The sequence below is a fragment of the Achromobacter sp. B7 genome (assembly GCF_003600685.1).
Lineage (GTDB): Bacteria > Pseudomonadota > Gammaproteobacteria > Burkholderiales > Burkholderiaceae_B > Achromobacter > Achromobacter spanius_B.
Map to the genome: position 1 here is coordinate 5952276 of NZ_CP032084.1, position 14477 is coordinate 5966752.

Below are 14477 nucleotides of genomic sequence, written 5' to 3' on the forward strand. Positions count from 1 at the left end.
CCCCTCAAATTTCATCAATCGCCGTACTTGCCGTTGTTCCCGCCGGGGCTTCCCCCGCGCCGATGGCGTAGCGGTCGCGGGTGGTGACGTAGAAGCTGGCGCCGAAGCGGCCTACCGGGAAGTAGTCTTGCAGGCGCACGCGCCAGGTGTCCGTGTCGATCAGGCCGTCGCGGGCGTGCAGCCAGCGGACCTGGCCGATGAAGATCTGGCGGCTGGCGGTTTCCATGGTTTCGTACAGCGTGCATTCGAAGGCGACGGGCGCCTGCACGATGCGCGGCGGCTTGACGTGGTGGCTGGGCGCGGCGTCCAGGCCCGCGTGGGCAAGCTCGCTGACGTCGGCGGGCAGGCGGTCGCCGCAGCGGTGCATTTTTTCGGCCATGGCTTCGTCGGTCAGGTGCACCACAAATTCCTTGTCGCGGGCGATGTTGCGCGCCGTGTCCTTCAGGCCGCCGTCTTCCAGCCGGTTGATGCTGACCATGACGATGGGCGGATCTTCGCCCAGCATGTTGAACATGCTGAACGGCGCGGCGTTGACCACGCCGGTTTCCGACAAGGTGGTGATCAGCGCAATCGGCCGGGGCACGATCAGGCTGGCCATCAGCTTGTAGCGCTGGTATTCGGTGATAGCGTCGAAGTCGATTTCCATATCAGGCCAGTCCCAGCATCTGGGCAAGGGTTTGCGCGGGCTGCGGGCGCTCAAGGCTGATGCGCCGCTCCAGGTCCGCCAGGTGGTTGTCGTTGATCTTCACGGCCTCGGCCACGTCGCCGCGTTCCATCAGGTCCACGATCAGCACGTGTTCGCCGTGTTCGCACGCGGCATTGCCGGGCGGTTCGTACAGGGCCACGATGAGCGAGCAGCGCGACACCAGTTCCGCCAGGTAGCCGTGCAGGATGGCGTTGCCGGAAAGCTCGCCCAGGCGCACGTGAAAAGCGCTGGCCTGGCGTGCCCAGGCGGGCTGGCCGGCGCGGTGCAAGAGCGCGTGCTCATCGCGCAGCTGCTTGCGCAGCGATGCGTAGTCGGCCTTGGTGGCGCGCGCGACGGCAAGCGGCAACAGCGCGGCCTCCAGCGCGCGGCGCGCCTGAAAGATCTGGCGCGTGTCTTCGGGCGTGGGCTCGGCCACCACGGCGCCCCGGTTGTGGTGCAGGTCCACCACATGCTCGTGCGCCAGCCGCTGCAAGGCCTTGCGCGCCACCGAGCGCGACACGCCGAACAATTCGCAGATGGCCGCTTCGGGCAGCTTCGTGCCGGGCGTCAGCCGCTGGCTCATCACGCTTTCATAGACGGCTTCGCAGATGCGGCGCTCCATGTCGCTGTCGGGCGCTCCTTCGGGAACGACGGCACCTGGGTCGGGCGTGGCGCCGATGTTGTCACGGGCGGCGGGCTTGGCGCGGGGTTTGGCGGATGGTCGGGTTGGCATGCTGGACTCGGGCAATGGACTCGGGCAATGAAAGGGCAAGACGGGCAAGACAGGCGGACGGACAAGCGTACGGACAAGCGGGGCGAGGGATGGCGCAATCGGTGGCCGCTCTTGATGGCTGCTTTAGATAGCCCCTCATGATGGCCGCTGTGGATGGCTGCTCAAAGCGCCGCGATCACCCCCGGTGGCAGGCCGTCCACATGGCGGCAGATTTCACCGGGCGTGGTGAACCAGATCTCGCCGCGATCGCGCGCGGCGGCCAGCGGTTCCAGTGCCCGCCGCAGATGACGCAAGCGGTACGGCTGCCCGACGATATAGGGATGCAGCGCAATGCCCATCACGAGCGGCTGGCGGGCCGACTGTGCGCGCATCTCTTCGAACTGGTCAAGAATCATATCGGCAAAGTCGCGCGCGTCCATCTTGCGGCCCATGATCATCGGAATGTCGTTGAGCTCTTGCGGATAAGGAATGGCCCACAGGTCGCCCGCGCGGGTGCGCATGCGCATGGGCTGATCGTCATGGCACCAGTTCAATGTATAGCGATAGCCGGCCTCGGCCAGCAGGTCGGGCGTGGCGCGGCTTTCGGATATCCACGGCGACAACCAGCCCGCCGGCGCCTGCCCGACATGCTGCTCGATGCGATCGCGGCAATGCGCCAGCAGCGCGCTTTCTTCTTCTTCCGGCAAGCCGCCCTGGCGATGCGCGTTGCTGTAGCCGTGGCCGATCAGTTCGTCGCCGCGCGCGCGAAACGCCTCGACCAGTTCGGGGCAATGGTCATACAGCGCGGTGTTGATCAGCACGCCGGCCGGCAAGCGCAACTGGTCGAACAGATCCAGGCAGCGCCACGCGCCGACGCGGTTGCCGTATTCGCGCCAGGCGTAGTTCAGCACGTCAGGATGCGGCGATGCGGGCCCCAATTCGGCTCCCAGCCCCTCGCCAAACGCGAAGTGTTCGATGTTGAAGCCCAGGTACACGGCCAGCCTCGCGCCGTTCGGCCAAGTGTAGTCGGGACGGTCGGCGATGCCCTGATAGGCGAAACGGCCATGGCAGGCCAACGCGGCGGGCGTCCACGCATTGGCGTCGTCACGCCCCGGATTAGTGCTTGCGAGCAAGGTTGGATTCATTTTGGTGCAAATCCTGATGCATGATTGTTAACAAAATTCCAGAAGCTTTGGAAACAAAACTCGGCTCTGACGCAGACAAACCACGTTCAAAGACGCTGCTTGCCCCTCGTGGCGCAGTGATCGACACCCCCGGCGACCAGGTCGGCACAGATGGCATGGATCTTGCATGGGCTACGCAAGCAGCACCTATCCCCATGCAAGATCCGTTCCACTTTTTCAGGAGTGCCCCGATGGTCCCGACCCGCCGTTCCTTCCTGCTTCGCGCCACCGCCGCCGCCCTCTTCACGGCCGGCCTCGCCCTGCAACCGGCGCTTGCCGCCGACCCCATCAAGATCGGCCTGATCACCGCGCTGTCGGGTGAATCGGCGCGCGCCGGCGAAGCGCTCACGCGTGGCATGACCATCGCCATCGACGAGATCAACGCCAAGGGCGGCTTGCTGGGCGGACGCCAGATCGTGCTGGTGCGGCGCGATGACGAAGGCAATCCCGCCAAGGGCATGGCCGCCGCGCGCGAGCTGATCTTCAAGGAAAAGGTAGCCGTGCTGTTTGGCGGCCTGGACACGCCGGTGTCGATGGCCATCGTGCCCATCGTGAATCAGGAAAAGGTGCCGTTCATGGGCCCGTGGGCCGCGGGCACCGCCATCACGCAGAACAAGGGCAACCCGAACTTTGTGTTCCGCGTGTCGGCCATGGACGAAATCGTCGACAGCGCCATGCTCCAGTACGCGCAAAAGACCTTCAAGACGGCCAAGCCCGGCCTGATCCTGGTGAACAACCCGTGGGGCGAATCGAATGAAAAAGGCCTGAACGCGGCCATGGCCGCCGCCAAGGTCACGCCGGCCGGCACTGAAAAATTCCAGCCGAATGATCTGGACGTCGTGCCGCAACTGAGCCGCCTGAAGGCGGCGGGCGCCGACACGCTGTTCCTGGTGGGCAACGTGGGCCCGTCGGCGCAAGTGGTGAAGTCGCTGGACCGCATGGGCTGGAAGGTGCCCATCGTGTCGCACTGGGGCCCGGCCGGTGGCCGCTTCACGGAGTTGGCCGGCCCCAACGCCAAGAACGTGCACTTCGTGCAGACCTACAGCTTCTTTGGCAAGCAAGGGCCGGTGGGCGACAAGGTGATGCAGGCGCTCAAGACCAAGTATTCCGACATCAAGGGCCCGCAGGACATCACCCCCGCCGTGGGCGTGGCCAACGCGTACGACGGCATGCAGCTCGCGGCGCTGGCAATTACGCAGGCCGGCTCCACCGATGGCGATGCCGTCCGCCAGGGCTTCTACAAGATCGGCAAGTACGACGGCCTGATCAAGACCTACGAACAACCCTTCACGCCGACCTCGCACGACGCGCTGCGCGAGGACGACTACGTGTGGACGCAGTTCATCGACAACCGCATCCTGCCCGTCAAGGGCACGCAATAAGGCGCCGCGGCACGGCATCGCCGGCCGCCACGCAAACCAGCACTTGAATCACGCGGGAGACGCGCATGTTGTTGATGTCCGCCATAGTCAGCGGCCTGGGTCTGGGAAGCATGTATGGGCTGATGGCCCTGGGCTTCTACCTGACCTACGCCGTGTCGGGGACGGTGAATTTTGCCCAGGGCAGTTCCATGATGTTGGGCGCCGTGCTGACCTATACCTTTGCGCAGACGCTGGGCTGGCAGCTAGCGCCCGCGCTGTTGGTGGCGCTGGCCTTGTGCGGCGTGTATGGCCTGGTGGTCGAACGCCTGGCGGTGCGGCCGTTCGCCAGCCGGGGTTCCAACGCGTGGCTGATGTCGACGGTGGCGCTGGGCATCGTGCTGGACAACGTGGTGATGTTCACCTTCGGCAAAGAGCCGCGCAGCCTGCCGTCTCCGCTGGCCCAGGCCCCGCTTGAAATCGGTGGCCTGGGGCTGGGCATCTATCCGCTGCAATTGCTGATCCCGCTGGTCGGGCTGGCGCTGGCGGCCGCGCTGCATACGCTGTCGCGTCGCACGCGCTGGGGCGTGGCATTGCTGGCCGTGGTGCAGAACCCGAACGCCGCGCGCCTGATGGGCATCCCGGTGCGCCACGCCATCATGGCCGCGTTTGCCGTGTCCACGCTGTTCGCGGGCGTGGCCGGCGCACTGGTCGCGCCGCTGTTCAACGTGCAGGCGGACATGGGCACGCTGTTCGGGCTGAAGGCGTATGTGGTCGCCATCCTGGGCGGCATCACCAGCGCCTGGGGCGTGATGATCGCGGGCCTGTTGTTCGGCGTGGTCGAAGCGCTGATCACCGTGGCGCTGGGCTCCGGATACACCCAGATCATCAGCTTCACGCTGGTGATCGTCATGCTGGCCGTGCGTCCCAACGGACTCTTCGGCCGCGCCGATGTCAGGAAGGTCTGATGAATAAGCAACTTGCATCGCGCTGGCTACCGCTGGCGCTGTACGCCGTGCTGGCCGTGGCGGCGCTGGCTCTGGCGGCCACCGTCAACGGCTACTACGTCTTCGTGCTGGGCAACGTGGCGCTGCTGGCGCTGGCCGGCATCGGCCTGAACGTATTGCTGGGCCTGACCGGCCAGATGTCATTCGGACACGCGGGCTTTTACGCCATCGGCGCCTACACCGTGGCCATCCTGACGGGCCAGGCGGGCTGGAGCTTCTGGTTGGCCTGGCCGGCCGCAGCGCTCGTGGCCGGCGCCTTTGGCCTGCTGCTGGCGCTGCCGGCGCTGCGCGTCAAAGGGCCGTACCTGGCAATGATCACCATCGCGTTCGGCTTCATCGTGGAACACGCGCTGATCGAAGGCGGCGACATCACGGGTGGGCAGAACGGATTGATGGGCATCGTGCAGCCCTCGCTTGCCGGTATCGGTGGCGACCGGGGCGTGGCGATGTTGGCCATCGTTGCCGTGTTCGTGGCGTTGGCGGCTTATGCGCTGCTATCGCGCGGGACTTGGGGCGCGGCGATGCGGGCCGTCAAGGACAGCGAGACGGCCAGCGAATCCATTGGCATCAACCCCTTGATGGTCAAGACCGTGGCGTTCATGGTGTCGGCCGCCGTGGTCGGCCTGGCGGGCGGGCTGGTTGCGCCACAAGCCGGCATGATTACGCCGCACAACTTCAACTTCATGCAGTCGATCCTGTTCGTGCTGGCGGTAACGCTGGGCGGCGCGGGCTCGTTGGCCGGCCCCTTGTTGGGCGCGGTGGTGGTGGGCCTGCTGCCCGAACTGCTGTCCAGCCTGGAGGAATACCGGCTGCTGTTCTTCGGCGCGTTCCTGTTGGTGGTGTTGTGGGCCGCGCCGGATGGCGTCGCGGGCTTGCTGTCACGCTGGCGGCGGCGCGCGGCGAACCACGCGCTGGCGCCGCGCCAAGGTGGCGGCATGGCGGCCGCCGCGCGCGACCGGCGCGTGTTGCGCGCGGACGCGCTGACGATGACATTTGGCGGCGTGCGCGCGGTGCAGTCCGTGTCGTTCGACGTACCTCCCGCTGCCGTCACCGCGTTGATCGGGCCCAACGGCGCGGGCAAGTCCACCGTTATCAACATGCTTAGCGGCTACTACCAACCGACCAGCGGTGCGGTGTCGCTAGGCGATGCGCCGCTGGCCGCGCTGCCCGCCTACCGCGTGGCGCGCAGCGGCATTGCGCGCACCTACCAGACGTCACAGCTGTTCGACACGTTGACGGTGGAAGACAACGTGGCGCTGGGCATGGTGCGCGGCCGGCTGGGCGGCTTGCTGGCCTCGCGCCGCTACCTGGCAGCGGACGTGCGCGAGCGCGCCCGCGCGCTGCTGGCCTTCTGCGGCTACGAAGGCGCGCTTGACGTGCCCGCCGCCGACCTGCCGCACGTGGACCGGCGGCTGGTCGAGATTGCGCGCGCGCTGGCCACGGATGCCGACATCCTGTTGATGGACGAGCCCGCTGCCGGCCTGTCGCGCGAAGACAAAACGCGCCTGGCGGGTCTGCTGCGACGCATCGCCGATGCGGGCGCCGGCGTGCTGCTGGTGGAACACGACATGGCGCTGGTGATGGGCGTGTCCGATCACATCGTGGCGATCGACGCCGGTCGTGAATTGGCCAAGGGCAACCCCGCGCAGATCCAGCAGTCGCCAGCCGTGCGTCAGGCGTATCTGGGTGATGAAAACGCCCGGCGCGCGCCCGCCGCCCGGCAGCGCCCGGCCGGCGCCGCCATCGGGCCCGAAGTGCTGGGGGTCGGAAATCTGGTCACCGGCTATGGCGCCAACCCGGTGCTGCACGGCATCGACCTGCAAGTGCGGCAAGGCGAGATGGTGGCCTTGCTGGGTGCAAACGGCGCCGGCAAATCCACGCTGATGCGCACGCTGGCCGGGCTGCATCGGCCCGCCGAGGGCGGCATGCACCTGCAAGGCACCGAACTGAACGGCCTGGCCGCCGACCGCATCGTTGCGCGCGGGCTGGTGTTGGTGCCAGAGGGGCGGCAGGTGTTTCCCGGCCTGAGCGTGCTGGACAACATCCGGTTGGGCGCCTTCCTGCATCCGCAAGACCGCGAGGCGCGCGTCGAAGAAATGCTGACGCGCTTTCCGCGCCTGCGCGAACGCCTGCATCAACGCGCCGGCCTGTTGTCAGGCGGCGAACAACAGATGCTGGCGATTGCGCGCGGCTTGATGTCCAAGCCCGTGATCCTGCTGCTGGACGAACCATCGCTGGGCCTGGCGCCCAAGATCATCGACGAACTGTTCGAAGCGCTGGACCGCCTGCGCGCGGAATCCATGACGATTCTGCTGGTGGACCAGATGGCGGCGCTGGCGCTGTCATTGGCCGACCGGGCCTATGTGCTGGAATCGGGACGCGTGGCGGCGCATGGCACGGCAGCGGAAATTGCACAGGACGGCGCGCTGGCACGCGCGTATCTGGGCGCATAGCGGCGCATCAGGCCGCTTGTCGCACCGCCACGCTGCCCGGGTCCCAGCGGCGGCCAGGCACGGCGGCAAGCAGCGCTTGCGTGTACGGATGCGTGGGGTGTCTGAAGACGTCCGCGCAGCCTCCCTCCTCCACGATCTTTCCGTCTTTCATGACGGCCACGTGATCACAGACCTGCGCCGCCACCCGCAGATCGTGCGTAATGAATACGATGGACAAGCCCAGTTGCTGGCGCAGCCGCGCCAGCAACGCCAGCACTTGCGCCTGCACCGACACGTCCAGCGCCGAGACGGGTTCGTCCGCGATCAGCACGCGCGGCCGCATCGCCAGGGCGCGCGCCAAGCCCACGCGCTGCCGCTGTCCGCCCGAAAATTCGTGCGGATAGCGCTTAACCGCATCCGCCGACAGGCCGACCAGCTCAAACAGCTCTTGCGCCAGCGCCCACGCCTCGCGCCGGGGCATGCCGTGCACCATCGGGCCTTGCGCCACGATTTCACCCACGCGCTGGCGCGGGTTCAACGACCCATACGGATCCTGAAACACCATCTGCACGCGCCTGGCATGCGCGCGGCGCGCGGTGGCTCCCTTGAACGCCAGCGGCTCGCCCGCCAGCACGATGCTGCCCGCATTGGGCGTCTGCAAGCCCAGCAGCGTGCGCGCCAGCGTGGATTTACCCGATCCGCTTTCGCCGACGATGCCCAGCGTCTGGCCCTCTCGCAGCGTCAGGCCGACGTTGTCCAGCGCATGCGTCACGCGGTCCGGACGCCAGAACGCGCCGCGCTTGCGATACGTCTTGGACAGCGCCCGGGTCTGCAAGATGACCGGCGCATCGGCGTCCAGCGTCGCGCGCACGGCGGCCGGTTCCAACGGCGGCACCGCTGCAATCAGCGCGCGCGTGTACGGGTGCTGCGGGCGCTCCAGGACCTGCTCAGCGGAACCGCTTTCGACCAACACCCCCTGCTGCATCACCGCCACCCGATCCGCAATCTCGGCGACCACGCCGAAGTCATGCGTGATGAACAATACCGCCGTGCCTTTGCGCCGTTGCAGGTCGTGTATCAAGTGCAGTATCTGCGACTGCGTGGTGACGTCCAGCGCGGTCGTCGGTTCATCCGCGATAAGCAGCGCCGGCTCCAGGGCAAGAGCCATGGCGATCATCGCGCGCTGGCGCTGGCCACCAGACAGTTCATGCGGATAGGCGTGTACGGCCTGCTTGGGATTCGGCAGGCGGACCGACTCGAGCAGGTCCAGCGTGCGCCGCGCGATTTCAGCGTTCGGCAGACGGGTGTGGGTGCGAAAGACCTCGCCTATCTGATCGCCGATGGTGCGCAGCGGATTCAAAGCCGTCATGGGCTCTTGGAAGATCATGCCGATACGCCGGCCGCGCAAACGGCGCAAGGCCTCGGGCGGCATTTGCAGCAGGTCCTGGCCTTCCCAATGAATCTGTCCGCCGCTGGCCCGCACGCCCTGCGGCAACAGGCCCAGGATGGCGCCCGCCGTTAACGATTTTCCGGACCCGCTTTCGCCCACCACGCACACGATCTCGCCCGCCTTCACGCTAAGCGTCAGGTCTTTCAATGCGTGCGGTCGGTCGGCGCCCGGCGGAAGGTCCACCGTCAAATTCTGGATGTGAAGCAATTGGGTCATGTTGGTTCAAGCCTTGCGCCGCCTAGGTAGACCAGCACAGGCATGCCGGGCTTGCAAGGCGACGTGATGGTTCTGCCGGGGGGAAGCCGCCGATAGTAGGCCCGCGCCACACGCACTGCGAAATGCTGATTTCTCATTTGTTCATATTGGATCAGGCACGCAGCCGGTCGTACGCGACATGAAATGAAAACCAGATATCCACATGCGAATTCAATCGTTCAAGCGCGCCGCCACGTGCGACAGACTTCAGGTCTTCCCAACGCGAATCCAGGAATTCCATGTCTCTTCCCTCAGTCACCGGCCTAGACCACTACATCATCCGGGTCAACGATCTGCAGGCGGCGACGGACCGCTACGTGAAGCTGGGATTCAGCCTGGCCCCGCAAGGCAGGCACCATCGCGGCACGCGCAACCAGACCATCATTCTTGATGCGAACTATCTGGAACTGCTTTATTTCCCAGAAGAACTGAAAGCCGAGTCGCGCTTCAGCGGTTACGACGATGCCTACGAAGGCCCCGTCGCCACCGCGCTGCAAACCACCGACAGCACGGCCGTGCACCAGGAACTGGCGCGGTTGGGCATTACGGCTGACGATCCGCAAAGCGGCGGACGCCCCGTGCATCTGCCCGAAGGCAGTGAAGACGCGGCGTGGATCAACACGAATTTTCCGGCCGGCCTGTTGGGCGTGCCCGACTTCTTCACGTGCGGCCATCTGACGCGCCACCTGGTGTATCGCCCGCAATGGCAAGACCACGCCAATGGCGCTCGGCGCATCGAATCGCTGGTCGCCGTGCACCCCGATCCCGCCTCTTTGCGTGCGGGTTATGAGCGCGTGTTCGGCGCCATTGCCATCAGCGCGCTGCCCGACAACGGCCTGCAAGTGCGTCGCGGCAGCCTGCGCATCGACTTCCTCAGCCCTGCCGCGTTTGAACAGCGTTACCCCCGCGTTCGCATTCCGGCCGGCTTGCCGGCATCGGCGGGCGGCGGCTGGTTTGCCGGATCGGTCATCGGTGTGCGCGACCTGGCAAAAACGCGCGCGCTGTTCGACGCCAATCAAGTGAACTATCGCGCCAACGCCCAAGGCGAGCTGGTGGTGCCGCCCGAGGCAGGCGCGGGTGCGCTGCAAGTTTTTGTGCAAGAGGCGGCCTGACATGAGCGACGCCCTGCCCGATTATTGGGACTGCTTCAGCACCGACTACGCGGCGGCGCGCGACGCCTTTGTGGCGATAGCCCAAGCGCGTGGCGCGGTGCTGTCCCGCCATGAACATCCCGCATTGAAAGACCCACACGGCCGCGCGCTGAGCGTGGATGTGGCCGTGCTGGGCCGCGTCGACGCGCCCCGCACGCATCTGGCGATCAGCGGCACGCACGGGCTGGAAGGCGCGGCGGGCTCCGCCGTGCAGATCGGCTGGCTGCGCGCCGATGGCGGCACGCCCTTGCCGGACGACGTCAACGTCGTGCTGGTGCACGCGTTGAACCCGTACGGCTACGCATATGACTCGCGCACGACTGAAAACAACGTCGACCTGAATCGCAACTTCATTGACCACACGCGCCCCACGCCGGCCAACCCGCACTACGCCACGCTGCATCCGCATCTGATCCCGGCCGCCTGGACGGAATCCAGCCTGGCGGCCGGCGCGCGCGAGGTCGAAAAATTTGGCGCGACCCACGGCGCCGACGTGCTGTTCAACACAACGGCCAGCGGCCAGTACACCCATCCGGACGGCCTGGTCTACGGCGGCAGCGGCCCCGAATGGTCCAACCGCATCTTGCGCCGCATCGTCGACGAACATCTGGCCGCCAGCCAGCGCGTGTCGTTTATCGACTGGCACACCGGCATCGGTGAATACGGGGAACCGTTCTTCCTGTGCTTCAACGACGAAGGCAGCGCAGAACAGGCGCGGGCCGCCCAATGGTGGGGCGCCGAACGCGTGCGCGACCAGCGCCCGCATGGCCTGGCGCGACCCGACTACCAGGGCCTGGTGTTTCGCGGCGTGCAGCAGGCGTTGGGCAGCCGCCCCCTGGCAGGCGCCGTCGTGGAGTTCGGCACGCGCGGCTTGCAGATGCGGGCCGCGCTCAGGCTGGACCAGTGGCTGCGTTTCAAGGCCCCGCAGGCGCCCGACGCCGCGCGCGACAAGCAGTTGCGCGCCGACCTGATCGACGCCTTCGTGCCGGTATCCAGCGTGTGGCGGCGCAGCGCCCTTGCCCATGGTCTTGCCATCACCCGCCAGGCGATTGCCGGCGTGGCGTCCTGGTAAGCCGGCGTCCTATTTCTTCCTATTTTTTCCTATTTTTCCTATTCCTTTTTCCCTCAAGCATTCATGAAAGCAATCGTATTGCGTGAACACGGCGGCAACGACAAGCTCCGCCTGGAAACCGAATTCCCTGACCCCGTCGCCGGGCCGGATGACGTCGTCATTCGTGTGCGTGCGTCATCATTGAACTACCACGACGTATTCACGCGCCGTGGCATGCCCGGCATCAAGTTGCCCTTTCCCGTGATCATCGGCCTGGACGTGGCCGGCGAGGTCGTGCAGACCGGCCAAAACGTCCACGACTGGAAAGCCGGCGACCGCGTGCTGGTGGACCCGATCGACCGTGTGGACGGCGGGCTGGTGGGCGAGACCATCCATGGCGGTCTGGCCGAGCTTTGCCGCGTACCCGCGCACCAGCTGATTCGGCTGCCCGACGAGGTCAGCTTCGAACAGGCCGCGGCGTTGCCGGTGGCCTATGGCACCGCGCTGCGCATGATGAACCGCATCGGTCAGATCCAGGCTGGCGAAAAAGTCCTGATCCTGGGTGCCAGCGGCGGTGTGGGCGTATGTGCGGTGCAATTGGCCAAGCTGGCTGGCGCCGAAGTCATCGCTTGCGTGGGCACGCCGGAAAAAGGCGAGGCACTGCGCGCGCTGGGCGCCGACCACATCATCCTGTACACCGAGGAAGACTTCCTGAAGGCCGTGCAGGAACGCTTTGGCCGCCCTGCCCGCCGTCGCGGCGCCAAGTCGGGCGGCGTGGATGTCGTGGTGAATTTCACCGGTGGCGACACGTGGGTCAAATCGTTGCGCTGCCTGCGCCTGGGCGGCCGCCTGCTGACCTGCGGCGCCACGGCGGGGTTCGACCCCAAGGAAGACCTGCGATACATCTGGACGTTCGAACTTCAGATACGCGGCTCGAACGGCTGGGACCGCGACGACCTGCATGAGCTGCTGGAGCTGGTGCGCAGCGGCAGGCTGCACGTGCAGGTGGACCGTACCTGGCCGCTGGCGCAAGGCGCTCAGGCATTGGCATCGCTGGAAGATCGCAAGATCGTCGGCAAAGTGCTGGTGACTTCATGAGCGCGGTGCTGAACGCCAGCCAGATACAGGCCAAATTCGACGATTCGCCCTTCATCGCATGGCTGGGCCTGTCTGTCAGCGCCGTGGATCACGAGCGCGGCGAACTGACCGTGCTGGCGCCGATGCGGCCGGAGTTCGAACGGGGTGCCGCCAGCGGCCAATGGCATGGCGGCCCGTTGGCCGCCGTGATCGACACGGTAGGCGATTTTGCCGTCGGCATGCTGCTGGGCCGTGGCCTGCCCACCATCAACTTTCGCGTCGACTACCTGCGGCCCGCCATCAACACCGGGCTGACCGCCGTGGCGCGCGTGCGCCGCAATGGTCGCAGCGTCGGCGTGGCGGATGTGGACCTCTACAACGATCAGGGCGCGCTTGTCGCCATCGGCCGCGCTACCTACGCCACGCTCAGCCAAGGCTGATAGCGCAACACCATAAGGATGCCCATCATGACTCAAGCCCCGCGCCTCGGAAGGCGCGCCTTCCTGACCCGAACCGCCGCAAGCGGCCTGGCCGCCAGCGCGCTGGGCGCGGTGCCGCGCACGCTGCTCGCCGCCACCGCCCAAGCGGGTACGGACGCCGGCCCGCCGCGCAAGGGTGGCACGCTGGTCGCGAGCTGGGGCGGCCTGGAGCCGCAAGCGTTGTTCGTGCCCGGCGGCGGCGGATCCAGCCCTTTTCAGACGTCCACCAAGATTCTGGAACGGCTGCTCAAGCTGGATGCCGACTTGAAATTCCAACCGGCGTTGGCGCTAAGCGTGACCCCGGCGGCGGACTTTCGCAGCTACACCATCAAGCTGCGCGAAGGGGTCACCTGGCATGACGGCACGCCCTTCACATCCGCCGACGTGGTCTACAACGTGTTGCAGCACTGGAAGCCAATTTCCGCCGGCATCGCGCTGAAGTCGTTGGCGGACGCCACTGCCCCGGACGCGCACACGGTTGTGCTGACGTTCAACGCACCGGTGCCGGAGTTCTTTTTGAAGTCCACGTTGTCCGGCCAGTATCAGCTGCTGGTTCCCAAGCATCTGTATGACGGCAAGGACCTGATCACCAACCCACTGAACAACACGCCCATTGGCACGGGCCCATGGAAATACGGCAAATGGGTGCGCGGCAGTCACGTGGAATACCTGCGCAACGACCAGTATTGGAAGCCGGGCGAACCGAATCTGGACAAGCTGATCATCCGCTGGTGGTCCGACCCGGCCTCGCGCGGCGCCGCGTTGGAAACGGGGGAGCTGGGCCTGGCCTATTCCAACCCCGTGCCGGCGCGCGACATCGACCGCCTGGTGAAAACCGGCAAGGTCGTGGTGGACACGCGGGGCTACCAGAACACCGCGTGGACCGTCACGGTGGAATTCAATCAGCGCCGCGACATTGTCAACCGACGCGAAGTCCGCCAGGCCATTCTTCATGCCATCGACCGCCAGTTCATCGTCGACACGATCTACTACGGCCGAGGCAAACCCGCCATCGCCCCCGTCTTCAGCAGCAACCCGCTGTTCTACACCGAGGACGTGCCGCGCTACCCCTTCGATCCGAAGAAGGCCGCCGCCTTGCTGGACGCGGCGGGCCTGCCCGTCAAGGACGGCAAGCGCTTCACCGTGAACCTGGTGGCAGCCGCGTGGTTTGAAGAGAACGCCAAGCTGGGCCAGTACCTGAAGCAGGCGCTTGAAGACGTGGGCATTGCCGTGAAGCTGGATTCGGTGGACCGCGCCACGGCGCTCAAGCGCATTTATGGGGATTACGACTACGACATCGCGGTGGCCAACTTCACGTCGCCGCTGGAATTGGTGCCGACCGTGACGCAGTTCTTCACCACCGACGGCATTGTCAAAGGCGCCGCCTTTCGCAACGCCACGGGGTATTCGAGCCCCGAGATGGACGCCGTGGTGGCCAAGCTGGCGGTCGAGACCGCGCCCGAGGCCCGCAAGGCGCTGGCCGCGCAATTCGCGCGCCTGGCCTCGACCGACGTGCCGCTTGTGCCGCTGGTTGAAATCCAGTCTTTCACGCTGGCCGGCAAGAACGTACGCAACTTCACCACCGGCGCCAACGTCCAGGGCGAAACCCTGGCCGATGTCTGGTTGCAAGCGTAAG

The 14477-nt window shown here is 66.3% G+C and carries 13 protein-coding genes; 8 read left to right on the plus strand and 5 right to left on the minus strand.

The window, feature by feature from the left end; translation table 11 throughout:
- Window positions 1–4: 4 nt before the first annotated feature.
- The 3 genes from DVB37_RS26915 to DVB37_RS26925 form a co-directional block, all read right to left on the minus strand.
- Entirely contained in the window at window positions 5–646 is a 642-nt protein-coding gene (locus tag DVB37_RS26915) for a flavin reductase family protein (protein WP_046803011.1), read from the minus strand.
- Between the two features lies 1 nt (window position 647).
- A complete protein-coding gene (locus DVB37_RS26920; RefSeq protein WP_120157237.1) occupies window positions 648–1418 on the minus strand; it encodes a GntR family transcriptional regulator in 771 nt (256 codons plus the stop codon).
- Window positions 1419–1579: 161 nt separating this feature from the next.
- Window positions 1580–2542 carry a polysaccharide deacetylase family protein gene (locus DVB37_RS26925; protein WP_189371416.1) on the minus strand — a complete coding sequence of 321 codons (963 nt, stop codon included), beginning with the start codon at window positions 2540–2542 and terminating at the stop codon, window positions 1580–1582.
- A 230-nt stretch (window positions 2543–2772) separates the two neighbouring features.
- Between DVB37_RS26925 and DVB37_RS26930 the strand changes: the two genes are divergently transcribed.
- The 3 genes from DVB37_RS26930 to DVB37_RS26940 all read left to right on the plus strand — a co-directional run bounded on the left by DVB37_RS26930 (window position 2773) and on the right by DVB37_RS26940 (window position 7399).
- Window positions 2773–3963, plus strand: a complete 1191-nt coding sequence (locus tag DVB37_RS26930) for an ABC transporter substrate-binding protein (protein WP_120157238.1) — start codon at window positions 2773–2775, stop codon at window positions 3961–3963.
- 65 nt (window positions 3964–4028) lie between these two features.
- Window positions 4029–4907 carry a branched-chain amino acid ABC transporter permease gene (locus DVB37_RS26935; protein WP_120157239.1) on the plus strand — a complete coding sequence of 293 codons (879 nt, stop codon included), beginning with the start codon at window positions 4029–4031 and terminating at the stop codon, window positions 4905–4907.
- Window positions 4907–7399: a branched-chain amino acid ABC transporter ATP-binding protein/permease gene (locus tag DVB37_RS26940; protein ID WP_120157240.1), complete on the plus strand. Its 2493-nt coding sequence runs from the start codon at window positions 4907–4909 to the stop codon at window positions 7397–7399. The genes DVB37_RS26935 and DVB37_RS26940 overlap by 1 nt, the downstream gene beginning before the upstream one ends.
- A gap of 7 nt (window positions 7400–7406) precedes the next feature.
- Here the strand turns inward: DVB37_RS26940 and DVB37_RS26945 are convergent, their stop codons facing one another.
- Both DVB37_RS26945 and DVB37_RS28865 read right to left on the minus strand, forming a co-directional pair.
- Window positions 7407–9044 (minus strand): ABC transporter ATP-binding protein, encoded by a 1638-nt coding sequence (locus tag DVB37_RS26945; RefSeq protein WP_120157241.1) that lies wholly within the window; start codon window positions 9042–9044, stop codon window positions 7407–7409.
- Between the two features lie 151 nt (window positions 9045–9195).
- On the minus strand, window positions 9196–9324 hold the full coding sequence (locus DVB37_RS28865; protein WP_256373869.1) for a hypothetical protein: 129 nt from the start codon (window positions 9322–9324) through the stop codon (window positions 9196–9198).
- Here DVB37_RS28865 and DVB37_RS26950 point away from each other — a divergent pair.
- The 5 genes from DVB37_RS26950 (at window position 9323) to DVB37_RS26970 (ending at window position 14476) form a co-directional block, all read left to right on the plus strand.
- The gene (locus DVB37_RS26950; RefSeq protein ID WP_120157242.1) at window positions 9323–10195 is read left to right on the plus strand and encodes a VOC family protein; all 873 of its coding nucleotides are present in this window, start codon (window positions 9323–9325) and stop codon (window positions 10193–10195) included. The genes DVB37_RS28865 and DVB37_RS26950 overlap by 2 nt on opposite strands.
- Window position 10196: 1 nt before the next feature.
- Complete coding sequence (locus tag DVB37_RS26955) at window positions 10197–11306, plus strand: M14 family metallopeptidase (protein ID WP_120157243.1); 1110 nt, start codon at window positions 10197–10199, stop codon at window positions 11304–11306.
- A 63-nt stretch (window positions 11307–11369) separates the two neighbouring features.
- Window positions 11370–12383 (plus strand): zinc-binding dehydrogenase, encoded by a 1014-nt coding sequence (locus DVB37_RS26960; protein ID WP_046803003.1) that lies wholly within the window; start codon window positions 11370–11372, stop codon window positions 12381–12383.
- Window positions 12380–12802 carry a PaaI family thioesterase gene (locus DVB37_RS26965; protein ID WP_046803002.1) on the plus strand — a complete coding sequence of 141 codons (423 nt, stop codon included), beginning with the start codon at window positions 12380–12382 and terminating at the stop codon, window positions 12800–12802. Before DVB37_RS26960 ends, DVB37_RS26965 begins: the two co-directional genes overlap by 4 nt.
- Before the next feature lie 27 nt (window positions 12803–12829).
- Window positions 12830–14476, plus strand: a complete 1647-nt coding sequence (locus DVB37_RS26970) for an ABC transporter substrate-binding protein (RefSeq protein WP_120157666.1) — start codon at window positions 12830–12832, stop codon at window positions 14474–14476.
- The last annotated feature ends 1 nt before the right edge of the window (window position 14477 follow it).